This window comes from Streptomyces aidingensis (assembly GCF_900112355.1).
In the GTDB taxonomy this organism is placed as follows: domain Bacteria; phylum Actinomycetota; class Actinomycetes; order Streptomycetales; family Streptomycetaceae; genus Streptomyces; species Streptomyces aidingensis.
In genome coordinates this window covers 181,162-202,990 of the sequence record NZ_FOLM01000011.1, presented here as the reverse complement: position 1 = coordinate 202,990, position 21,829 = coordinate 181,162, and the positions used below count along the sequence as shown (strand labels likewise).

The following is a 21,829-nucleotide window of genomic DNA, read 5'->3' as shown; positions in this document are numbered from 1 at the left end:
TTACCGAGGCGGTTTCCGAAACCGCCGAAAGGGGATTGCCATGCCGCTCGGAGTCGGTGCCGCACTCGCCGCGGCATCAGCCGGGCTCGTTCTGGCCGCCGGGTCCCCGGCTCCGCAACCGTCCGCCCCGCCCGTGCCGCAGCCCTCCACCGGCCAGGAAACCGCGTCCCCGGCCGCCCCCCTCGCGCTCGCCCCGGAGGCCTTCGGCGCGTTCCTCGGTTCCGGGCCGGAGGGCATCCGGCGCATGGCCGCCTTCTCCCGCTGGCTGGACGGCATGGAGCTGAACGTCGGCCACACCTATCTCCCCGGCGATCTGTGGATCAACATCCAGGGGCGTCCGGAGTTCCTCGCCCCGTGGGCCGAGTGGCGCCGGGCCCGGCCGGAGCGGCTGTTCGTGCTCAATGTGCCGATGCTGGAGCGCAGCGAGGCGGGACTGCCCGACGGCCAGGTGCGGCGCCTGCTGCGGCAGGGCGCCGCCGGGCGCTTCGACCGGCACTTCCGGGTGCTGGCGGAACGGCTGGTGGCCCTCGGGCTGCCGGACACGGTCATCGTGCTGGGCTGGGAGATGAACGGCACCACCTACACCCACCGCTGCGCCCCCGATCCCGCGGCGTGGCGGGCGTACTGGCGGCGGATCGTGGCCGTGATGCGCGCGGTGCCGGGCCAGCGGTTCCGCTTCGATTTCACCCCGAGCCGCGGCCGGGACGCCATCCCGTGGACCAGGTGCTATCCGGGCGACGACGTGGTGGACATCATCGGCATGGATTCGTACGACCAGCCGCCCGGCGACACCTTCGACGACCATGTCAGCCAGCCGTACGGGCTCCAGGACCATGCGAATTTTGCCCGGCGGCACGGAAAACCGATGTCCTTTCCCGAATGGGGACTCTTCCACCGGGGCGACAATCCGGAATACATCAGCCGCATGCTGGAGTGGATCGCCGTACACGAGCCGCTGTACCACACCATCAGCGACTACTGCCCGCACGGCGTGTGGTGGTGCGGCGGGAATCCGGAATCCGCCGAGGTGTTCCGCCGGCTCGTCTCGCCGGCCCGGCCCCCGGCACCGCCGTCCCCGTCGGCCCAGCCCCCGCGCGGCCCCCGGGTGGACCGGTGACGGCGACGGTGACGGTGACGGCGACGGTCACGGTGTCCGCCGGCGCCGGCCGAGCAGCAGCGGGAAGGTGCCGAGCAGGGTTCCGGCGGTGAGCGCGGTGGCGACGCACACCAGGGGAGCGGGCGTGACCGGAGCGGCCGGAGCGGCGGCGGGCAGCAGCAGCGACAGACGGGCGCCGGTGGCGTCGGCGGCCTGTTCGCCGTGCCGGATCAGGGCGCCGGCCAGGGCGTCGGCGGCGGTGACGGCGAGGGCCGGGCGGCCGGCGGTGGCGGTGATCTCCACCACCGGCGCGTCCGGGGAGGTGGCGGCGCGCAGCTCGGCGTCCCGGACGGGGGCGCCGGCGTCGGCCAGCACCGCCGGATCGGTGGCCAGCCTGCCGTAGAGCTGGGCCCAGCCCACCGCGGCCATCACCGCCGGATCGCCGCCCTCGGCCGACCGGACCGGCTCGACGACGACCTGGCTGGTGGCCGCGTAGCGGGGCGGGGTCAGCACGGCCCAGGCGCCGCCGAGCAGCAGGCCGAGCAGCGCCCCGGCCGCCACCGGCCACCAGCCGGGCAGCCCGGCCGCCCAGCGGCGGAGCGGCGGCAGCAGGCCGGACGGACGGCCGGACGGCCGGGCGGCGCCGGATGCGGGGGCAGCGTCCGCTCCGGTGACCGGGACAAGTTCGGCGGACGGCGCGGACGGCGCGGACGGCGCGGTCATCGTGGCCCGCCTCCCGCCCGCTGCGCCGGTTCCGGAGTCCGGGGTGGCTCGGGGCCCGGCGAGGGGAACACGAAAGGGGGCGGGAAAGCCGAGGCCAGCAGCATGGACGGCGGCCGGGGCGCGGCGACGGCGGTGTGCAGACGGCCGTAGAGCGCCATCAGCCGGTCGGCGGCGGCGGCCACGCCGTAGCGGTGCACCGCCGCCGGCACCGGGTACCGCCGCGGACCCGCCGCCGCCTCCCGCCGCACGGCGGCGGCCAGCGCCTCCGGATCAGGGTCGATCCGCCGCGCGCCGGGCGCCTCGCCGGGCGGCAGGTCCTGCACCGCCGGGCAGGCCGCATAGTACGCCGGAAGCCCGGCGGCCAGCGCCTCCAGCACCGCCACCCCGAAGGTCTCCTCCGGGGAGCAGGACACGAACACGTCCGCCGCGGACAGCAGCCCGGCGACACCCGGCCCGTCGCACTCCCCCACCAGCCGGACCCGGTCGGCCACCCCCAGCCCGGCGGCCAGCCGCCGCAGCGGCTCCGCCTCCGGCCCCTCCCCGGCCAGCACCACCCGGGCCTGCGGCACCCGGGCCGCCGCCCGGACCAGCAGATCGAACCGTTTGCCCGGCACCAGCCGCCCGACCCCGGCCAGCACCAGGGCGTCCGGGTCCAGCCCGAGGCGGGCCCGCACCACCCGGCGGGCCGCCGGGGCGAACCGGAAGCGTGCCGGGTCGATGGCGTTCGGAATCACCTCGATCCGCTCCGCCGGGACGCCCCAGCGGTCCAGCCGCCCGGCCACCGTCGGCGAGACCGCCACGGTCAGCGCGCCCAGCTTCTCGGTGGCCCGGTAGAGCGCGCGGGTGGTGCGCCGCAGCGGCCGTCCCTCGATGCCGTGCTCGCCCAGCGAGTGCTCGGTGGCCACCACGGCCCGTACCCCGGCGAGCCGGGCGGCCGGCCTGCCGTACACACAGGCCCGGTACAGGTGGGTGTGCACGATGTCGTAGCGCCCGCGCCGGATCGTCCGGACCAGCCGGGGCAGGGCCCGCAGATCCCGGTTGCCGCGCATGCCCAGATCGGTGACGGGGACGCCGTCCGCGCGCAGCGCCTCGGCCACCGGGCCGGGGTTGCTCAGGGTCACCACCTCGCAGCGCGCGGGCAGCCGGCGCAGCAGCGTCTGCAACTGCCGCTCCGCGCCGCCGACGCCAAGCCCGGTGATGATGTGCAGCACCTTCACCGGCCGCCCCCTTCCGAAGGGGCCGACGGCGCGGCGGCCGGGTCGCAGGGCACCGGACGGCGGCGTACCGGGTGCAGCAGTCGCTTGACGTGCAGCCTGGGCCCGGTGTCCGATTCCCCGATGTGCACCCGGGGAAGGGCCAGCGGGCCGGTGAGCGGCCCGGCGTCGATCGCGCAGCCGTAGCCGTAGCCGGCCTGCTGCACGGCCGTCAGCACGGCCGGGCTGACCGCGCCGTACGGGTAGCAGAATCCGTCGGGCGCCCGGCCGGTGAGCCGGTGCAGCATGTCCCGGCTGCGGGCGGTCTCGTAGTGCAGATCGTCCGGGCCGGCCCGGGTGAGGTCGATATGACGCATGCCGTGCGAGCCGATCTCCATCCCGGCCTCGGCGGCGGCCCGGATGCCGTCGGCGGTGAGCAGCCGTCTGCGCGGGCCCTCCGGGTCCCAGGCGTTGTCCCCGCCGAGCAGTCCGGGGAGTACGAAGACGGTGGCGGTGCAGCCGTGCCGGTGCAGCAGCGGGACCGCGGTGTCCAGGAAGTCGGTGTAGCCGTCGTCGAAGGTGAGCCCGACCAGCCCGGCCGCCCGGCCGGCGGCGCGGGCGCGCAGCAGTTCGGCCACGCATACGCCGCGCAGGCCGCGGGCGCGCAGCCAGGCGAGCTGGCGGTCCAGCCGGCGCGGCGAGACGGTGATGCGGTAGGGGTCGCGGGACGGGTCGGCCACCGAGTGGTACATCCACACCCACAACGGGGAGCGGTCGCCGTGCCCGGCCTGCCGGCGCGGCCCGGGCAGATGACCCGGGCCGGCGGCGACGGCCGGATCCGCGGGATCGGCCGGCACGGCCGGCACGGCCGGCAGCACGCTGGCCGCGGAGGCACCGGGGACGGCCGGGGTGGTCGGCGCCCGCAGAGCGGGGGAGACGGGGCGGACGGGGCGGACGGGGCGGAGGGGGCGGAGGGGGAAGGGCTGCGGGGGGTCGGGAGTCATCGGCCCTGCTTTCGTTTCCGGTTCCGGGTGCCGCGACGCACTGCCCGGCGCGCGGCGGTCAACAGGACATCCGTCTCCGGCACCCGCGCGGCCCGCGCCGCGGCGACGAAGACGGCGGGTACCAGCACCGCCCCCAGCCCGGCCGCGAGGGCCGGGGCCGCCACCGCCCCCGCGACGCCCCAGCCCGCCACGCCGGCCGCGGCGGTGGCCGGCAGCAGCCTGCCGAGCGTGCCCAGCACCCGGGCCGGCCGCAGCGGGAGCATGCGGCGCCGCAGCCCGTGCAGCAGCAGTCCGGCGGTGACGGTGATGCCGACGGCGTTGGCGGCGGCCATGCCGGGGGCGCCCCAGGCGGGCACCGCGGGCACGCCGGCCGCCACGGTGATCAGCAGCCCCGCGGACATGGCGGCGAGCGGGTACCAGGTGGGGCGGGCGGCGGCGAAGAACGGGCGCACCAGCGTGCCGACCAGGGTGTGGCCGAGCAGGCCGAGCGCATAGACCCGCATCACCGCGGCGGTGGCGGCGGTGGCGTGGGCGTCGAAGGCGCCGCGCTGGAAGAGGAGTTCGACGATCTGCGGGGCGAACGCGGCGACATAGGCGGCTCCGGCCAGGACCAGGGCGGCGGCGAGGGTCAGATCCCGCTCCACGCGGCGGGCGGCGGCGCGAGTGTCGCCCTCGGCGATCGCCCGGGCCACCAGGGGGAGGGTGACCGTGCAGATCATCAGGGACAGCGTCATGGGGAGCTGCGCGACCTTCTGCGCGTAATTGAGGTGCGAGATGGCGCCGGGCGGGAGGGCGGAGGCGAGGAATCGTTCCACCAGCACCTGCGCCTGACGGCTGAGCGCGAACAGCGCCACCGGCGCCACCAGCCCGGCACCCAGCACCAGCCGCGATCCGGCCGCGGACCGCACGGCCGGGGTGGCGCAGCCGTCCGGCGCGGCGGGGAGCGGCGGACCGGCGGCGACTCCGGCCGTCACCCCGCCCGTCATCCCGGCCCTCCCCGCGGTCCTGCCCAGGTCCGCGGCGCGTACCGGGGGCGAAGCGCCCGCCGCCCGCGTCCTCGCGGCCGACCGGAGCGCGATGTCGGCCGCCGGTTCCCCCGCCCTCGCCGCGGGCCGCACGAGCACCGGAAGACGCCGGAGGAAGAAGGGAAGTTGCAGCAGCACCATCAGCGCACTGCCCACGGCCACACCGGCCGCCGCCCCGCGCACCCCCCACGCGGCGTGCAGGGCCAGTGCGGTGCCGACGATGCCCGCGTTGTAGACCACGTAGATCGCGGCGGGCGGGGCGAAGCACCGGTGCGCGCGCAGCACGGCGCTCAGGTAGCCGGAGATGCCGAAGGTGAAAGCGGTCAGCGCGGTCAGCCGGGTGCAGTCCGCGGCCAGCCCGGGATCGGCGATGCCCGGCGCCAGCAGCCGCACCACCAGCGGTGCGCCCAGGGCCAGCAGCCCGGCCAGGGCGGTCAGTACCAGCAGCAGCCCGGGCAGGGTGGCGGCCAGCAGCGCCCGCACCGGATCGGCCGGGGCCCGGCCGGCCGCCTGGGCGGCACCGGCCGCCCGGCGGGCCAGCGCCACGCTGAAGGCCGGGACCAGCAGCAGCGCCATGCCGTCCTCGATCAGCAGCGTGGCGGCCACTTCGGGGAGGGTCCAGGCGACCAGAAAGGCGTCGGTGTCGCCGCCCGCGCCGTACAGGTGCGCCACCGTCTGGTCGCGCAGCAGACCGCAGAGGGCGCCGGCCGCCATCAGCGCGGCGGTGACCGTGGCCGCCCGCGCCACGCCGTCCCGTTCGCCGCCCCCGCCGGGCAGCGGACGGGGCGGGGCGAGGGGGGCAGCCGCCGGGGCGGTCACGAGAGGAATCCCGTGGAAGCGGGGGAAGTGGCGGGTGTGCCCGGCCGGGCGCCCGGTGCGGCCGCGCGGGGCGGCGGAGCGTCCTCCGCCCCTGCCCCTGCCCCTGCGCCCGCCCGGCCACGGCCCCCGGGCACCCGCTCCCCGGCACCGGCTCCGTTCCCGCTCCCGGCCGCACGCCCGGCCGCGCCCTCGGTCCCGGCAGCGGGCGCGGGCACGGCCCGCGCCCGGCCGCCCGGCAGCGCCGCCGGGGAGAAGGCCCACCAGGCGGCCAGCCCGAAGCACACCGCGGTCAGCACCGTGGTGGGACCGCCGATGTCGCCGTAGCAGAAGCCGACGAGCTGCCAGATGAGCAGTCCGGTGGCGATCAGCCCGGCCGCCGGCGCCCGGCCGCCCTCCGCCCGCCGGGCCGCCCGCAGCCGGGCCAGGCACCCGGCCAGCAGCACCGCCCAGCCGCCCAGCAGTCCGGCCGCCCCGGCCAGTCCCTGCTCGCTGAGCACCAGCAGATACATGTTGTGCGGGGAGAGCAGCGGTTCGCGCCGGAACTCCCGGCCCGCACCCGCCGTGTCGCTGCCGGAGGAGAGCGCCACCGAGGCGTGCGTGTCCCGGAACGCCGGGTACTGCCGGGGCCCGACGCCCGTCCACGGCTCGGCCCGCCACATCGACAGCGCCGCCGACCACATGGCGTAGCGATCGGTCACCGACTGGTCCGGAGTGCCGCCCGTGACCTGGCCGATGCTGGTCAGCCGGTCCGCCAGCCGGTCCCCGGCCACCGCGCCGACGCCGCTGGCCAGCAGCACCCCGCCGCACACCAGGGCCACCACGGTCCGGCGCCGCGGCCGGAGCCCGGCCAGCGCGGTCACCGTCACCGCCGCCAGCGCGGTGGCGATCCACGCCCCGCGGCTGAACGACATCGCCAGCGGCACGGCTAGCGCCGCCGCACAGCCCAGCCACACCGGCCGCCGCCACCTGGCAGCCCGGCCCCCGGCCGCCAGCCCCAGGCAGAGCGCGGCCAGCAGGCCGGCGGCGACCACCGTGGACATGCCCATCACATGCAGCGGGCCGAAGGTGCCGACCGCCCGGATGTTCTCCCCGCTGTACGAGGCCCCGGTGCCGGTGAGGTACTGCACGGCGCCCACCGCGCCCTGGGCCGCGGCCAGCGCCACCAGGGCCAGCGCCACCGCCCGCGCCTCCCGCCGGCCGCGCAGCAGCAGCGTCAGCGCCAGCGGCACCAGCACGAAGACCTGGAGGAAACGGATGCAGCCGGTGAGTCCGGCGGCCGGATCGGCGGACGCCATGGTCGCCACCGTCAGGCCCGGCAGCGGCGCCGCGAACACCGCCACGGCGGCGAGCGGCAGCCCCGGCCGCCACCGGCCGGGCCCGGGGCGGTGGCCTTCCGACGACGCCCGCGCCCCTCGCGCGCCCCCGATCAGCAGCGCGCCCGCGCACACCGCGACCAGCAGCAGCGAGGCCACGTCGGCGGCCACCACCCGCGGCGCCTCGCCCCCGATCCCCTCGCCGCCACCGCCGGCCCGGGGCAGGGCGCCGCCGTCCGGCAGCGCCAGCAGCAGCACCGTGGCGACGGCCGGCGTCACCGGCCACCACCGGGCGACGGCCGTCCCCGCCCTGGGCGCCCACCACCACACCGCCAGCAGCAGCATCAGGCCCGGCACCGGCAGCCGGTCCAGGGCCCGGTGCCCGGCCGCCCGCAGGGCCGCCCGGCACGCCGTGCGCGTCCGCATCTCAGCTCCCCCCGAGCCGGAAGCAGGCGGCGGTGGTGCGCAGCATGATCCGCACGTCCTGCCAGAGCGACCAGGTGTCGATGTAGTGGTTGTCGAAGCGCGCCCGGTCGTCGATGGAGGTGTCCCCGCGCAGGCCGCTGATCTGGGCGAGCCCGGTGAGCCCGGCCGGCATGCGAAGCCGCTGGGCGTAGCCGGGGCAGGTCTCGCCGAACCGGGCGGCGAAGTACGGCCGCTCCGGGCGCGGTCCGACCAGGCTCATGTCGCCGCGCAGCACGTTCCACAGCTGCGGCAGTTCGTCCAGCGAGGTGCGGCGCAGCAGACGGCCGACGGTGCTCATCCGGCCGTCGCCGGTGACGCTCCAGCGGGTCGCCGACTCGGTCTCGTCGGCCGGGCGCAGGGTGCGGAACTTCAGGATGACGAACGGCCGGCCGTCCTGGCCCAGCCGTTCCTGGCGGAAGATCACCCCGGGGCCGTCGGCCAGCCGGACGGCAGCCGCGCAGGCGGCCAGCAGCGGCGCGGCCAGCAGCAGGGCGAGCGCGGCCAGCGCGATGTCCAGGGCCCGCTTGGCCACCCGGGCCACGCGGCGGCGGGGCGGCGGTTCCAGGCGGCGGCAGGCGAAGCCCCAGAGATGGTCGCGGGGCCGGGCGCCCTGCCAGGAGGCGGCCGGTCCCGGCGTGCCGGCCGGTCCGGGATCGACCAGCCAGACGGTGCAGCCCCGCTCCCAGAACAGCTTGACCAGGGCGGCGTCCCGGGGGCGTTGCGGGGCCCGGGTGAAGAAGGCGTCCCGCACGGCCTCCTGGGTGAGCGCGCGAGCCACCTGGCGGGGGGTGGTGAGCAGCGGCAGCGGCGGCACGTCCGCGGCACCGGGCGCCGGGCCGGAACCGGAACCGGGGCCGGAAGCGGGGCCGGAAGCGGGGCCGGGGGCGACCAGGGCGACGGGCCGCAGCCCGTACTCGGTGTGCCGGTGCAGTGCCGCCGCGATCCGCCGCCCGGCCGGGCCGGAGCCGACCACCAGCACCGAGCCGGGACGGCGGCGGGCCAGTCGCCGGCGCCCGGCGTGCACCAGGGCACGGGCGGCGCAGGCGGCCAGGGCCTGGCCGGAGATCAGGGTGAGCAGGGTGGACCAGCCCACCGCGGAGGACGGCCGGACGGCGGCCAGCGCGGCGCCCGCCACACACCAGGCGACGGCGCTGCCGCCGAGCAGCCGGGGGAGTTCGTCGAGTGCGGCGGCGGCGGGCGCCGGGCGGTAGAGGCGGCCCGCGGCATTGAGCGAACAGGACACGGCCAGGGCGGGAAGCAGCAGCACGGCGCCGCGCCGGCCGCCGACGGCCAGCACGACGGTCAGGGCGGCGGCGCAGGCGTCGGCGGTGAACAGCAGCGCGGCCACCGTACGGGGGCGCGGGGCACCGGGCCGCCGGCCGGCCGGCGCGGGGCGCGGGGACCGGCCGCGCGGCGGGACGACGGTCGCGGCTTGCGTGGCGGGAGCGGCGGGAGCGGCGGATTCGGCAGCGGGAGCGGGAACCGGGGTCCGGGCGGCCCGGCCGATCGGCAGGGCGAACCGGCTCCGGCCGGACACGCCCGCGCTGTCCGTCGTCATCAGCTACTCCTCGTGTCAGCCCCGGCGCGGCGCGCCTTCCACCACGCCGCGCCACTCCTCTCCGCCGTCCGCCGCCCGCCGTCCGCCGCCCGCCGAGCGCCGAGCGCCGAGCGCCGAGCGGCTGTGCCCGCCTGCCCGGCGGCAGGCGGCGTCCCGGCCGGCCCGCGGAACGGCGCACCGGCCACGCCCGCCTGCGCACCGCCACGGGTTCCGGCGGCCGGCCGGACGGTTCAGCCGGTACGGGCCGGTGCGGCCGGGTGGGCGATCCGGTGGTAGAGCGCGGTGACCTCCGCCGCGGTACGGCGGACGTCATGGGCCTCGCGCACATGGCCGCGGGCCCGCGCGCCCACCGCGCGGCGCCGCGCACTGTCCCCCAGCAGCCCGGTGATGGCCCCGGCCAGTGCCGCCGGGTCCTCGGGCGCCACCAGGCAGGGCCCGGCCAGGCCGGGGGGCAGCGACTCGCGGGCGCCGTCCACATCGCTGAGCACCACCGCCCGTCCGCAGGCCATGGCCTCCAGCGGCGCCAGCGCCATGCCCTCCCAGCGGGAGGGCAGCACCACCAGATCGGCCGCCGCGTACCAGGGCCACGGGTCGTCGGCCTCCCCGGCGAAGACCACCTCCTCCGGTGCCCGGTCCTGCAGCCGCTCCCGGTCCGGCCCGTCCCCCACCAGCGCCAGACAGGCCCCCGGCACCCGCGCGGCCACCTCCGGCCAGGCGTCCAGCAGCACGTCCTGCCCCTTCTGGCGGCACAGCCGCGCCACGCACACCACCAGCCTGCTGCGCGCCGAGAGCCGCCCCTCGGGGAACGGGTGCGCGGTGCGGAGCGAGGCGCGCAGCCGGTTGCGTTCGATCGCGTCGGCGGAGCGGTGCCGGGCCAGGTCGACGCCGTTGGGCACCACCGCCCAGTCGGCCTCGATGCCGGCTTCCTCGCCGCGCCGCCGCTCGGCCTCGCTGACGCACAGCACCCGGTCGGTCCAGTGGGCCGCGGCCCGGCGTTCCCAGCGCAGCGCCCGCGCCGCGGCCCGGCCCCGGCCGGCCTCGAAGGACCAGGCGTGCGGCTGGAAGACGGTCGGCACCCGGCCGCGCACCGCCAGCCGCCCGGCCAGCCCTGCCTTGGAGCTGTGCAGATGGACCACGTCGGGCCGCAGTTCGCGGACCGCCCGGGCCACCCGGGCGGTCTCCGGGAACAGGCCGGGGCCTGGGGTGCGGCCGGCCGGCCAGGGATGCACCTCGGCGCCGGCCTGCTCGGCCCAGCCGGACAGCGGCCCGTCGGGCGGGCAGAGCAGCACCGGCCGCAGACCTTCGGCGGCCTGGACGCGGATCAGATCGGTGACCGCCCGGGCCACGCCGCCGTCGGTGGGCTGGGCCACGTGCAGCACGGTCAGCGCCTCGCCGGGGGAGGTCAGGCGCAGCCGGGGCGGCCGTTCGATCTCGCCCTCCCACACCGCGGGAACGCGCAGACTGAGGGTGGGCACCACCTGGAGCGGCCGGGGGCCGGGGGCGGCCGGGGCGGCGGGCCGGGGAATGGCCGGGTCGGCGCGGACCGGCCCGGCATCCGTGCCGGCGGGCCCGGGGATCGCGGGCACCGCGGTGACCGGCTCGGGCGCGGGCGGGGCCGCGGGAGTGAGGGGAAGGTTGCTGGGTTGCGTCATGGCACGCGCTCCGGTGACGGGTTTCAGGCGGTCACGTCGGCCTGGACGAAGACGGCGCCCAGGTGGTAGTCGTCGCCACCGCCGCTGAAGCCGAAAGTGAGGCGGTGGGCGCCCCGCGTGAGCGCGGGGCCGAGATCGAGGGCTCCGGAGTCGTATCCGAGGGTGTTGCGGTGCGCCGGGTTCCGTCCGCTGCCGCCCGGCGGCGCGTCCAGGGCGTCGACGGTGGAGTTCATGACGTCGTCGGCGGGCCGGGCGTCGCCGGCCAGGCGGACGGCCGGATGCCGGTCGGCCCGGGCGGTGAGCGAGTCCCCGGTGACGCCGCGGTCGCCGTCGTAGGCGACAAAGCCGATCCGGCCGGCCGCGTCGGCGGGCAGTTCCATGTCGTCGAGGGTCAGCGAGGCGGACGCGGCGCCACCCGGATGCTCGAAGCCGTCCCAGAGGGAGAGGTCGCGCAGCGGCTCGTCGGGGTGCTCGTAGGCAACGAGCAGGGTCCAGCCGCCCCAGGTCCCGGCCGGTGAGTGGCCCATGGCGACATTGATCTGTCCGACCGTGTAGGAGCCGGGCCTGGCGTGGCGGACGATGTCGGTGACATCGGCTGAGGCGGCGAAGGCATCGTCCTGCTCGCTGTCGCGGTGGCCGATCACCGTGTCGGCGAGGACCTCTTTGTACTGGCCGCCGGGTTCGGCGAACAGCACACGGCCGTTGTCCCCGGCGGGCTTCTGTTCTCCGGCGCGCAGATTCCCGCCCCAGTAGAGCCGGGCCAGGGTGACCGTGGCGCCGGGCGGCAGGGCGAGTTCCGCGGTGCTGGAGTTGTATGTGTGGGGATCGCTGTCGGTGTCGATGTAGGCCATCTCGTACTGGCCGTTGCGCGCCGGTGCCCCGGCCTGTGCGTCGGCGCAGTCCGGGACGGGGGAGAGGGCGGGGAAGGCCAGGGGGAAGGGGCCGGCGGCGGCCGGCTCCCTACAGGTGATCACGGAGTTGGCGGTGTGGGCGATCCCGCCGTGCTGCACGGCCCGCCACCGCTGGGCGAGCGGCGCGGTCTCCACTTCTGCGGACGGAGCCGCCCCCAGCGCCGCGGCCGGCACCTGGCCGATCAGTACGGCGGCGACCAGACAGACCACGATACGGCCGATACGGCCTGGCGTTTGACGCATCTCTCCCACTCCAACCCTTTTCCAGCGGGGCGGGAAAAACTGTGACAGAACGCAAATGAGAAATCACGCGTAACGCGCTGATCTTGAACGATCAAAAGGATGCACAGATGCGCAGAACGAATCAGCCCGACCGGGCCCCATCAAAATACTCCAATGATCCGATAAACGTTTATCGGATTGCTCTACTCCGCCCAGGGCAGCGGCACCGACTCCTCGCCACCGGGAATCCGGGCCCGGCCGCCCGCCGCCATGGCGACCAGCGCCTGCGCCGGACCGCCGACCGCGGCCACCCGGCGCACCGCGTTCGCCGGAAGAATCACCGCCTGCCCGGCCATGACCCGCTCGGTCCGGTCCGCCATGACCACCTCGAACTCGCCGGACAGCGGCATCCACACCTGCTCCCGGTCGATGAGATGCACCGGCGTCGAGGCCCCGGCGTGGATCTGGAGCGCCGCGGCCATGTCGAGCGCCGCGCCCACCCGGCCGGCGCAGGCTCGTGGTGCTGACCGGCAGGGCCTCCCGCCCGCCTGCGGGTGGCCGGCGAGATCCTGCACACCCTGGAGGCCGAGCTCACCGAGCGCGGTACCGGCTTCCCGCCCGCTACCTGGGCTCTCCCGGGTAGTCCCGACCGCTGTTGGTCATGCGTTGGTCACGTGACCGGCCACCGCCCCTGCCGCCACCTGAGTTCATGTATCCCGGCTGTTGCCCGAGGTGATCTCGTCCATCAGCATCCGGAGCGTCAGTGAGTGCTTCTCCAGGGGCAACCGGTCCAGAGCGGCCCGAGCATACGCGGCTCCGCGCGCCTGGTCCCCGGCCCTGGCGAGCATCAGCCCGCGATGCATCTCCAGATGTGTGGCGAACCTCGGCAGACTCTCGGGCAACTCCCGCCGGGCGGCTTCCTGTGCCTCGATGGCGCGCTTCTCTTCCCCCAGCCGGGCCAGCAGCAGCGAAGTAAAGACATTCATGCGCCACCAGGGCACCGCGTAGTCGCTGGTTTGCTGGTAAGACCCTGCGGCGTCGAAGATGCGCCGCCCCTGCTCCAGCAGACGGAACGCCGTGCCATGGTCGCCCCGGATCGCGGCGGCGTGGGCTTTGCCCATGACGGCGTTCAGCAGGCCGAGTGACGGTCTGTCGCTGATCGCGAGCGCCTGATCCGCCAGCAGGTCCGCAACGCCGAGGGAAGCGCCCTCGTAGCCCAGGGCGATGGCCGCCCGTCCGCGGACCCACACCCTTGCCTCGACGTCGCCGGACTGGTCGGCGGCCTCGGCGGCCATCCGGTACCAGGTGACCGCCTTGGACCCGTCCGAGCCGGGAAACGTCTTCGCATAGAGCGTCATCAAACGGGCGGCCACCGACCACAGGCGTGGGGTGTCGAGCTGCTGCTGCACCACGATCAGTTCGCCCGAGACACGGCGCTGAATATCGGCTGCCCCCAGGCTCATGTACTCACTGCCGTAAGCCGCAAGCTTCGCCTCCCAGGCGTCACAGGAGGGGCCGCCCTTGAGCCGTGCGGCAAAGCCGGTGGCCAGCAGGTCGGAGGCAACCACCGGGGCTATGGCCGTAGCCGCAACATCGCTGAGGAATGTCCGTCGCTTCACTTCGCCTTCCAAGACCGCCAACGGCACGTCGAGCACAGCCGAGAGGCACCGGAGGTAGAACGGTCCCGGTTCCACCCTCCCGCGTTCCCAGCGGCTCACGTACTCCCGGGTGAGATTCGTTGCGAACGCCTCATTGAGTTCGGACGCAAGCCGTCCCTGGCTCCATCCTCGGGCTTCCCGGAGGTCTCTGATCAAGCGCCCAATGGCCATGAGCCCATAGTGCCCCCACAGCTGACCCCACCGGCCACGTTCGCGCAGGCCATACACCTTGGGTTGCCCCTATCAATGCCCCTACCTCACCAATGGGCAGCCGACCAGAGTGATTCGTGTCACCCATCGAGCACGGAGGCTTCGCGCATGGCGCCCCCACCTGATTCCACACAGCGCGCTTCGACTGGCCAGGGCAACAACGCCTTACTGCACGGGCCGTTGGCTGCGCATCCCGTACCGGACAGGGAAGCCGGGCGGTGAGCGAAACGGCGCGGCGGTCGGTTGCCGAGCCGGCCGGCGCAGATATGGCAAGCAGGGAGGACGAGCGCCCCGGAGCGTTGCCGACGCTGGAGGAACTGAACGAGCGACGCGAAGCGCTGCGTGCCCGGATCGCGGAACACCTGAGGGCTCTGAGGAGCGGGGATGCGTGAGGTTCACGGGGTACGCCGCTTCACGGTCGCGCTGGATACCGAGCCGGACGCGGAGCCGGTGACCTTCGCCATGCAATGCGTGGTCTGCGGGCAGTCGGGAAGGCCGGTTGAGCTGGCCTCTGGTGCCTCGGACGTGGAGCGGGAGGCAGCCCGCAGGCGGGCGGCGCTATGGGTGAAGCGGCACCGGGACCGTAACCGGGAGCACTTCACGTACCGGCTGGTGGAGACCTCGCCGTACCGGCTGGTGCCCGGGGACTGGCGATGACCGTGGCCCATGACGGGTACTGGTGCGAGGTCGTCGCACGCTGGCCGGAGATGGGCCGGGAATGGGTGCTGGGCGGAGACCGGGCCGGTTCACCGCGTCTGGCGCTGCGGTGGCTGCGGGGGCAGGCACGGCGGCTGTCCGATGCCCTGGATCCGATGCCCGGCGGTCCGTTCCCGGACAGCGTGCTGTACGGCGTCGATCCGCACGCACCGAATCCGGGCCGGACCTTCCGGGTCTGGATGGACGACCTCCGCTCCCAGGAGCAGCAGTTGGCGGCGTTGGTGGCTGGTCGGCACATCAGCGTCACCGCCGGTGGTCCGGACCCGGTGTGCGACCGGTGGGACGCGGATGTCCACTACTCCCTGTCGTGCCGCCCGATCACGCCCGGCTTCCTGACCGACCGGAGATCAGTGAAGCCGCGATACGCCCCGGCCTGCCAGACCCCCGCCCCTTCCGGAGAGAAACCGGACCGTTCCCCCACGGCTGCAGCCCGGCAAGGGGCGGGTCACTCACGGATGCCCAAGCAACAAACCGGGCACGCCGGAGCCCGGAAAACAGAAAAACCCCTGGTTGACAGGGGTTTTTATGAGTGCGCGAGGGGGGAGTTGAACCCCCACGCCCTTGCGGGCACTGGAACCTGAATCCAGCGCGTCTGCCTATTCCGCCACCCGCGCAAGGTGTGTGGTGATTCTCTCACACCCTCGGCGGTGCCGCTGTCCGGCTCCGTCGTGGTGCGGGAGAACCTCCCGACGACCAGAAGACTAACACGACCACAGTGGTGGGTTCATCCTCGTTCCGGACCGCTCACCGCCCCGGACACCGCGCCGGCCGGGACGCCGCCGGGCGGTTCCCGGACCGGGCGGGACGGGACACCTCCGGCATGCGGGACACTGGCTGTGGAGCCCTCACCGGAGGGCCACCGGGAGGGGCGGCAGCCAGCGGCATCCACCGGCCCCGGCACACCGGCCCCCGCCGGTCCCGTCCGGGGCCCCGGGGGACCCCGGCGTTCGGTCACAAGACATGCACAGAACGGCCCCGGACCCTCCCGGGGAACCACCTGGGATACCCGCGCGTGGATACGATCAGTAAGCACTACCGCAAGCACGACCGAGGCGGCCGGCCCCAGGGGGCGCCGAGGGGAGGAGCGCGCGGAAAACCGCGCATCACAACGGGCGGACACCGGGAACGCTGGGAAGAGGAGGTGCACCATGGGAGTACTGAAGCGCTTTGAGCAGCGTCTCGAAGGGCTGGTCAACGGCACCTTCGCCAAGGTGTTCAAGTCCGAGGTCCAGCCCGTGGAGATCGCCGGCGCGCTGCAGCGCGAGTGCGACAACAACGCCACCATCTGGAACCGCGAGCGCACGGTCGTCCCCAACGACTTCATCGTCGAGCTCTCCGCCGGCGACTACGACCGCCTGGCGCCCTACGCCCAGCAGCTCGGGGACGAGCTGGCCGGCATGGTCCGCGACTACGCCAAGCAGCAGCGGTACACCTTCATGGGCCAGATCACGGTGCGGCTGGAGAAGTCGCCCGGACTGGACACCGGCCTGTACCGGGTGCGCAGCCGCACCGTCGCCGCCAGTTCCGCCGCCGGCCAGGCCCCTGCCCCTGCGCCCGGCCGGCCGCCGCAGGCCCCGGCCCAGCCGGCCGGCTGGGCCGGCGGGCCCGCGCCGGTGCCCCCGCCCGCACCGCCCGCACCGCCCGGAGCGGCGCCCGCCGGGAGCTACGGCTATCCGCAGCCGTCCGCCGCCGCCCCGGCGGCCCCGGGCGCCCCCCGGTACGGCGCGCCCGGCCGGATCCGCCGCTGGGTGGAGATCAACGGCAGCCGTCACCAGATCTCCCGCCCCAGCCTGGTGCTGGGGCGCTCCACCGAGGCGGATGTGCGCATCGACGACCCCGGGGTGTCCCGCCGGCACTGCGAGATCCAGATCACCGAGCCGGTAACGATCCGGGACCTGGGATCGACGAACGGCATCGTGGTGGACGGGCTCCCCACCAAACGCGCTACGCTCCGCGACGGCTCGCGCATCATCGTGGGCTCCACCACCGTTATCTACCGGCAAGCCGAGGGGTGAATCGGGGGCAATGTCAGAGCTGACCCTGACCGTCATGCGGCTCGGCTTTCTCGCCGTGCTCTGGCTGTTCGTGATCGTCGCCGTCCAGGTCATCCGCAGCGACCTGTTCGGCACCCGGGTCACCCAGCGCGCCACCGCCCGCCGGGCCGCGGACGCCCGCGACCGGCAGCAGCAGCCGCAGCGCGGCCGGCCGCAGGCCCCGGCCCGCCCGGGCCGCCAGCGCCGCGGCGCACCCACCAAACTGGTCATCACCGAGGGCTCGCTCACCGGCACCACGGTCGCCCTCCAGGGCCAGACCATCACCCTCGGCCGGGCCCACGACTCCACCATCGTGCTCGACGACGACTACGCCTCCGGACGGCATGCACGCATCTACCCGGACCGCGACGGCCAGTGGATCATCGAGGACCTGGGCTCCACCAACGGCACCTACCTGGACCGCGCCCGGCTGACCGCTCCGGCCCCGATTCCGCCGGGCTCGGCTGTCCGGATCGGCAAGACGGTCATCGAGCTGCGGAAGTAGGGTCGGACCGACATGACGACCGGAGGGCGGGCACCGTGCGGAATTCCCGGAGTTCCCCTGAACCCATGGGCGAGGCGAGCATGACCCTGGCACTGCGATTCGCCGCCGGATCCCACACGGGTCTGATCCGCGACCACAACGAGGACTCCGGCTACGCCGGACCGCGTCTGCTGGCCGTCGCCGACGGCATGGGCGGCCAGGCGGCGGGCGAAGTGGCCAGCTCCGAGGTCATCTCCACTCTGGTCCAGCTCGACGACGACATCCCCGGCTCCGACGTGCTCACCTCCCTGGGCGCCTCGGCCCAGCACGCCAACGCCCGGCTGCGCGCCATGGTCGAGGAGGACCCCCAGCTCGACGGCATGGGCACCACCCTGACCGCCCTGCTGTGGACCGGCCAGCGGCTGGGCCTGGTGCACATCGGCGACTCCCGCGCGTATCTGCTGCGCGACGGCATGCTCACCCAGATCACCCAGGACCACACCTGGGTGCAGCGCCTGGTGGACGAGGGCCGGATCACCGAGGAGGAGGCCACCACCCATCCGCAGCGCTCGCTGCTGATGCGGGCCCTGGGCAGCGCCGACCATGTCGAGGCCGATCTGTCCATCCGCGAGGTGCGCGCCGGGGACCGCTATCTGATCTGCTCCGACGGCCTGTCCGGGGTGGTCAGCCACGAGACCCTGGAACACACCCTGGGCGGCTTCCAGCCCCCGCAGGACACCATCCGGGAGCTGATCGAGCTGGCGCTGCGCGGCGGCGGGCCGGACAACATCACCTGCATCGTGGCCGATGTGGTGGACACCGGCTACGGCGAGTACGGCGAGGGCGACACCCTGGCCACCCGGCTGCACGACAACCCGCAGATCGTCGGCGCGGTCGCCGAGGTGCAGGGGCCGCAGGTCACCGGCCAGCACCCGCTGACCCCGGCCGCCCGGGCCGCCGAGCTGCGCGCCCAGCAGCCGCCGGCTCCCCCGCCCGCGCCCGCCCCCGGGAACGACGGCGACGGTGCGGACGAGGGCGTGCTGGGCAACTTCGGCGCCTACCACGACCAGCCCTACCCGCAGCGGCGGCGGCGCCGCTGGCTGGGCCGTTCGCTGCTGATCCTGCTGGCCCTGGCCCTGCTGGGGGCCGGCGGCTACGCGGGCTACCGCTGGACGCAGAACCAGTACTACATCGGTGTGGAGGGCGACCATGTCGCCATCTACCGGGGACTGAGCCAGGATCTGGGCCCGCTCTCGCTGCGCGAGGTGCACACCAGCCACGACGAGATCGAGCTGGGCCTGCTGGCGCCCTTCAAGCAGAACGACCTCAAGAAGACCATCTCGGTGGACAGCCTGCGGCAGGCCGAGCAGAAGGTCGCCGAGCTTCGCGAGGAGGTGGCCTGCGTGCTGGCCGCCCGGCTCCAGGAGCGGCAGGAGGCCGAGCAGGGCGAGGAGGCCCCGGCCGGGGACCTCCAGCAGGAGAGCCCGCCGCAGAACGAGCAGCAGCCCGGCACCGACCAGACCGAAGAGACCGAAGAGACCGGACAGCCGGCGCAGGACGACGGAAACGGCACCGGCTCCGAGGAGCCCGCCGCCCGCGATCTGCCGGCCCTGACCAAGGAGCAGGAGGAGCTGGCGGCCGAGTGCCCGACCGCAGCCGAATGAGCGGCGCGGTCCGGGACGGGCGGCCGGAGGCGGCCATGAGCGGTATCAGTACCACCGGCAACACCACAGTGGGCACCTTCGCCCCGCCCAGCAGGCGGAACACCGAGCTCGCCATGCTGGTCTTCGCCGTGCTCGTGCCCGTGCTCGCCTACGCCAATGCCGGCCTGGCCAAGCACGACGAGCTGCCGGCCGGCATGGCCGGCTACGGCCTCGGCCTGGCCGCCATCGCCGGCGTCGCCCACCTGGTGGTGCGGCGCTGGGCGCCGTACGCCGACCCGCTGATGCTGCCGCTGGCCACCCTGCTCAACGGTCTGGGCCTGGTGCTGATCTGGCGGCTGGACCAGGAGCCCTCGGTCACCACCGACTCCCTCGGCGGGGCGCTGGCGCCCGGCCAGCTCATGTGGTCCGGCCTGGGCGTGGTGCTGTTCCTGGGCGTGCTGATCTTCCTCAAGGACCACCGCATCCTCCAGCGCTACACCTATATCTCCATGCTGGTGGCGATGGTGCTGCTGGTCTCCCCGCTGTTCTTCGGCGAGGTCAACGGCGCCCGGATCTGGGTCCGCATCCCCGGGGTGGGCACCCTGCAGCCCGGCGAGTTCGCCAAGATCGTCATCGCGGTCTTCTTCGCCGGCTATCTGATGGTCAAGCGGGACGCGCTGGCCCTGGCCAGCCGCCGCTTCCTGGGGCTGCACTGGCCGCGCGGCCGGGACCTGGGGCCGATCCTGATGGTCTGGGCGGTCTCCCTGATGATCCTGGTCTTCGAGACCGACCTGGGCATGTCCCTGCTCTTCTTCGGCGTCTTCGTGGTGATGCTCTACGTCGCCACCGAACGCACGAGCTGGATCGTCTTCGGGCTGCTGCTGTCCGCCACCGGCGCCATCGCGGTGGCCGGCATCAACGCCCATGTCGGCGAGCGGGTGGACAACTGGCTGGACCCGCTGGCCCTGGCCCCCAACGGCGGGGTGAAGGAATCCGCCCAGGTGATGTACTCCTTCGGCTCCGGCGGCATGCTCGGCACCGGCCTGGGCCAGGGCTACTCCTGGCTGATCGGCGGCATCGCCACCAAGAGCGACTACATCCTGGCCACCGTGGGCGAGGAGCTGGGCCTGGTCGGGATGATGGCCGTGCTGATGCTCTACGGGCTGCTGATCGAGCGCGGGCTGCGCACCGCGCTGGCCGCCCGTGACCCGTTCGGCAAGCTGCTCGCCATCGGGCTGACCGGCACCTTCGCCCTCCAGGTCTTCGTGGTGGCGGGCGGCGTCACCGGCCTGATCCCGCTCACCGGCATGACCATGCCGTTCCTGGCCCAGGGCGGTTCCTCGGTGATCGCCAACTGGGCCCTTATCGCACTCCTACTGCGCATCAGCGACACTGCACGACGGCCCGCGCCGAGCCCATCGAACCCCACCGACGCCGAACAGACCCAGGTGGTCCGACCGTGAACAAGCCGATGCGACGGGTGGCCGTCTTCTGCGGCCTGCTGATACTGGCCCTGCTGCTGCGCGTCAACTGGGTGCAGTTCGTGCAGGCCGAGGAACTGCAGACCGACCCCAACAACAAGCGGGTGGACATCGCCCGGTACGCCAATCCGCGCGGCGACATCATCGTCGAGGACGAGCCGATCACCGGCTCCGAGGAGACCGACGGCGCGCTGTTCAAGTACCGCCGCACCTACACCGACGGCCCGATGTGGGCCCCGGTCACCGGCTTCGCCTCCCAGGCGTTCGGCACCAGCCTGCTGGAGGGCGTCTACGACTCCATCCTGACCGGCGACGACGACCGGCTGTTCTTCAGCCGCACCATCGACATGCTCACCGGCAAGGACCGCACCGGCGGCAGTGTGGTCACCACCCTGAACGCGGACGCGCAGCGCGCCGCCTGGGAGGCGATGGGCGACAAGACCGGCGCGGTGGCCGCGATCGATCCGCGCACCGGCGCGATCCTGGCCCTGGTCTCCAAGCCGTCCTACGACCCGTCCAGCTTCGCCGGCCTGTCCAATGAGGACGGCGAGGCGTGGAACGCGCTGCAGAAGGAGAACGACCCGGACGAGCCGATGCTCAACCGGGCGCTGCGCGAGACCTACCCGCCCGGCTCCACCTTCAAGGTGGTCACCGCCGCCGCGGCCCTGGAGGACGGCTCCATCGTGGACGATGTCGACGAGGAGACCGACTACCCCGAGCCCTATCTGCTGCCGCAGACCGACGGCCAGGAGCTGGACAACCAGATCAAGGGCAAGTGCGAGGAAGCCAGCATCCGCGAGGCCCTGATGTGGTCCTGCAACACCGTCTTCGCCGGGCTCAGCGACGATCTGCGCAACGAGAAGATGATCGAGGCCGCGGAGAAGTTCGGCTTCAACGAGGAGCTGTTCGTCCCGGTCCGGGCGCTGGCCAGCGCCTATCCGGAGGCGGACCGGCCGCAGAACGCCATGGCCGGCATCGGGCAGGCGTCGGTGCAGGCCACCCCGCTGCAGATGGCCATGGTGGCGGCGGCGGTCGCCAACAACGGCACCCTGATGGAGCCGTACATGGTGGACCAGCTCGTCGCGCCGAATCTGAACGTGGTGGAGCAGCACAAGGAGAGCGAGTTCAGCCAGGCGATGTCGCCGGAGACCGCGCAGGCCCTGCAGAGCGCCATGGAGAGCGTGGTCGAGGACGGCACCGGCGGCAACGCCCGGATCGACGGGGTGCGGGTCGGCGGCAAGACCGGCACCGCCCAGCACGGCGAGGACAACTCGGGACTGCCCTACGCCTGGTTCATCTCGTACGCCATCACGGACGACGAGTCGCCGGTCGCGGTGGCGGTCGTGGTGGAGGACGGCAGCAATGAGCGCGACCAGATCTCCGGCGGCGGCCTGGCCGCCCCGATCGCCAAGGCCGTGATGGAGGCAGTGCTGCAGAGCGAGAACTGAGCGGCGACGTTCACAGACCCTGCGCATCGCCGGGGCAACCGGAGAGATGTCTCACACGTCTAACCGGTGGCCGCCCGGTGCGCACCGGGCAGACGCCGCCGCAGGGCAGGCCGCGGCCCGCCGCCGCCCCGGCCGGGGATACCGGTTGGGTATCGGCGGGGGCACCGGGGCCCG

17 protein-coding genes and 1 tRNA gene are annotated in these 21,829 nt (G+C 74.5%); 7 read left to right on the top strand and 11 right to left on the bottom strand.

Annotation, left to right across the window (positions count from 1 at the left end; genetic code table 11):
• The first annotated feature begins 40 nt into the window (after nucleotides 1-40).
• The gene (locus BM242_RS20065) at nucleotides 41-1,117 is read left to right on the top strand and encodes a glycoside hydrolase family 26 protein (protein WP_107365152.1); all 1,077 of its coding nucleotides are present in this window, start codon (nucleotides 41-43) and stop codon (nucleotides 1,115-1,117) included.
• A gap of 27 nt (nucleotides 1,118-1,144) precedes the next feature.
• Here the strand turns inward: BM242_RS20065 and BM242_RS20060 are convergent, their stop codons facing one another.
• The 10 genes from BM242_RS20060 to BM242_RS20015 all read right to left on the bottom strand — a co-directional run bounded on the left by BM242_RS20060 (nucleotide 1,145) and on the right by BM242_RS20015 (nucleotide 13,810).
• Nucleotides 1,145-1,819, bottom strand: a complete 675-nt coding sequence (locus tag BM242_RS20060) for a YveK family protein (protein ID WP_093840246.1) — start codon at nucleotides 1,817-1,819, stop codon at nucleotides 1,145-1,147.
• Nucleotides 1,816-3,036, bottom strand: coding sequence for a glycosyltransferase (locus BM242_RS20055; protein ID WP_093840245.1), 1,221 nt, complete (start codon nucleotides 3,034-3,036; stop codon nucleotides 1,816-1,818). Before BM242_RS20055 ends, BM242_RS20060 begins: the two co-directional genes overlap by 4 nt.
• On the bottom strand, nucleotides 3,033-3,764 hold the full coding sequence (locus tag BM242_RS20050; protein WP_093840296.1) for a polysaccharide deacetylase family protein: 732 nt from the start codon (nucleotides 3,762-3,764) through the stop codon (nucleotides 3,033-3,035). Before BM242_RS20050 ends, BM242_RS20055 begins: the two co-directional genes overlap by 4 nt.
• A gap of 248 nt (nucleotides 3,765-4,012) precedes the next feature.
• Complete coding sequence (murJ, locus tag BM242_RS20045) at nucleotides 4,013-5,860, bottom strand: murein biosynthesis integral membrane protein MurJ (protein ID WP_425443888.1); 1,848 nt, start codon at nucleotides 5,858-5,860, stop codon at nucleotides 4,013-4,015.
• Nucleotides 5,857-7,599 carry an O-antigen ligase family protein gene (locus tag BM242_RS20040; protein WP_245834294.1) on the bottom strand — a complete coding sequence of 581 codons (1,743 nt, stop codon included), beginning with the start codon at nucleotides 7,597-7,599 and terminating at the stop codon, nucleotides 5,857-5,859. The genes murJ and BM242_RS20040 overlap by 4 nt, the downstream gene beginning before the upstream one ends.
• A gap of 1 nt (nucleotide 7,600) precedes the next feature.
• Nucleotides 7,601-9,196: an exopolysaccharide biosynthesis polyprenyl glycosylphosphotransferase gene (locus BM242_RS20035; RefSeq protein ID WP_093840244.1), complete on the bottom strand. Its 1,596-nt coding sequence runs from the start codon at nucleotides 9,194-9,196 to the stop codon at nucleotides 7,601-7,603.
• Nucleotides 9,197-9,426: 230 nt separating this feature from the next.
• Nucleotides 9,427-10,848 (bottom strand): glycosyltransferase family 4 protein, encoded by a 1,422-nt coding sequence (locus tag BM242_RS20030; protein ID WP_217652544.1) that lies wholly within the window; start codon nucleotides 10,846-10,848, stop codon nucleotides 9,427-9,429.
• A 23-nt stretch (nucleotides 10,849-10,871) separates the two neighbouring features.
• A complete protein-coding gene (locus tag BM242_RS20025; RefSeq protein WP_139238381.1) occupies nucleotides 10,872-12,002 on the bottom strand; it encodes a DUF3344 domain-containing protein in 1,131 nt (376 codons plus the stop codon).
• A 182-nt stretch (nucleotides 12,003-12,184) separates the two neighbouring features.
• Nucleotides 12,185-12,481 carry a cupin domain-containing protein gene (locus BM242_RS20020; RefSeq protein WP_245834293.1) on the bottom strand — a complete coding sequence of 99 codons (297 nt, stop codon included), beginning with the start codon at nucleotides 12,479-12,481 and terminating at the stop codon, nucleotides 12,185-12,187.
• A gap of 207 nt (nucleotides 12,482-12,688) precedes the next feature.
• Nucleotides 12,689-13,810, bottom strand: a complete 1,122-nt coding sequence (locus BM242_RS20015) for a helix-turn-helix domain-containing protein (RefSeq protein ID WP_093840242.1) — start codon at nucleotides 13,808-13,810, stop codon at nucleotides 12,689-12,691.
• Nucleotides 13,811-14,233: 423 nt separating this feature from the next.
• Between BM242_RS20015 and BM242_RS20010 the strand changes: the two genes are divergently transcribed.
• Nucleotides 14,234-14,506, top strand: a complete 273-nt coding sequence (locus BM242_RS20010; RefSeq protein WP_093840241.1) for a DUF7848 domain-containing protein — start codon at nucleotides 14,234-14,236, stop codon at nucleotides 14,504-14,506.
• Nucleotides 14,507-15,096: 590 nt separating this feature from the next.
• On the opposite strand, the gene BM242_RS20005 is transcribed toward BM242_RS20010, so the two are convergent.
• Nucleotides 15,097-15,180, bottom strand: a tRNA-Leu gene (locus BM242_RS20005).
• 534 nt (nucleotides 15,181-15,714) lie between these two features.
• Here BM242_RS20005 and BM242_RS20000 point away from each other — a divergent pair.
• From BM242_RS20000 to BM242_RS19980, 5 genes are all read left to right on the top strand, one after another.
• Nucleotides 15,715-16,581, top strand: coding sequence for an FHA domain-containing protein (locus BM242_RS20000; RefSeq protein ID WP_093840240.1), 867 nt, complete (start codon nucleotides 15,715-15,717; stop codon nucleotides 16,579-16,581).
• A 10-nt stretch (nucleotides 16,582-16,591) separates the two neighbouring features.
• Entirely contained in the window at nucleotides 16,592-17,104 is a 513-nt protein-coding gene (locus tag BM242_RS19995) for an FHA domain-containing protein FhaB/FipA (RefSeq protein ID WP_093840239.1), read from the top strand.
• A gap of 80 nt (nucleotides 17,105-17,184) precedes the next feature.
• Nucleotides 17,185-18,747, top strand: coding sequence for a PP2C family protein-serine/threonine phosphatase (locus BM242_RS19990; RefSeq protein ID WP_093840292.1), 1,563 nt, complete (start codon nucleotides 17,185-17,187; stop codon nucleotides 18,745-18,747).
• Nucleotides 18,748-18,782: 35 nt separating this feature from the next.
• A complete protein-coding gene (locus BM242_RS19985) occupies nucleotides 18,783-20,189 on the top strand; it encodes an FtsW/RodA/SpoVE family cell cycle protein (RefSeq protein ID WP_093840291.1) in 1,407 nt (468 codons plus the stop codon).
• Nucleotides 20,186-21,655: a peptidoglycan D,D-transpeptidase FtsI family protein gene (locus BM242_RS19980; protein ID WP_093840238.1), complete on the top strand. Its 1,470-nt coding sequence runs from the start codon at nucleotides 20,186-20,188 to the stop codon at nucleotides 21,653-21,655. Before BM242_RS19985 ends, BM242_RS19980 begins: the two co-directional genes overlap by 4 nt.
• The last annotated feature ends 174 nt before the right edge of the window (nucleotides 21,656-21,829 follow it).

Bases quoted from the DNA above. Each gene is read 5' to 3' on its own strand.
- BM242_RS20065 (WP_107365152.1), top strand. From the start codon at position 41: ATGCCGCTCGGAGTCGGTGCCGCACTCGCCGCGGCATCAGCCGGGCTC.
- BM242_RS20060 (WP_093840246.1), bottom strand. From the start codon at position 1,819: ATGACCGCGCCGTCCGCGCCGTCCGCGCCGTCCGCCGAACTTGTCCCG.
- BM242_RS20050 (WP_093840296.1), bottom strand. From the start codon at position 3,764: ATGTACCACTCGGTGGCCGACCCGTCCCGCGACCCCTACCGCATCACC.
- BM242_RS20040 (WP_245834294.1), bottom strand. From the start codon at position 7,599: ATGCGGACGCGCACGGCGTGCCGGGCGGCCCTGCGGGCGGCCGGGCAC.
- BM242_RS20035 (WP_093840244.1), bottom strand. From the start codon at position 9,196: ATGACGACGGACAGCGCGGGCGTGTCCGGCCGGAGCCGGTTCGCCCTG.
- BM242_RS20030 (WP_217652544.1), bottom strand. From the start codon at position 10,848: ATGACGCAACCCAGCAACCTTCCCCTCACTCCCGCGGCCCCGCCCGCG.
- BM242_RS20025 (WP_139238381.1), bottom strand. From the start codon at position 12,002: ATGCGTCAAACGCCAGGCCGTATCGGCCGTATCGTGGTCTGTCTGGTC.
- BM242_RS20015 (WP_093840242.1), bottom strand. From the start codon at position 13,810: ATGGCCATTGGGCGCTTGATCAGAGACCTCCGGGAAGCCCGAGGATGG.
- BM242_RS20010 (WP_093840241.1), top strand. From the start codon at position 14,234: ATGCGTGAGGTTCACGGGGTACGCCGCTTCACGGTCGCGCTGGATACC.
- BM242_RS20000 (WP_093840240.1), top strand. From the start codon at position 15,715: ATGGGAGTACTGAAGCGCTTTGAGCAGCGTCTCGAAGGGCTGGTCAAC.
- BM242_RS19995 (WP_093840239.1), top strand. From the start codon at position 16,592: ATGTCAGAGCTGACCCTGACCGTCATGCGGCTCGGCTTTCTCGCCGTG.
- BM242_RS19990 (WP_093840292.1), top strand. From the start codon at position 17,185: ATGACCCTGGCACTGCGATTCGCCGCCGGATCCCACACGGGTCTGATC.
- BM242_RS19985 (WP_093840291.1), top strand. From the start codon at position 18,783: ATGAGCGGTATCAGTACCACCGGCAACACCACAGTGGGCACCTTCGCC.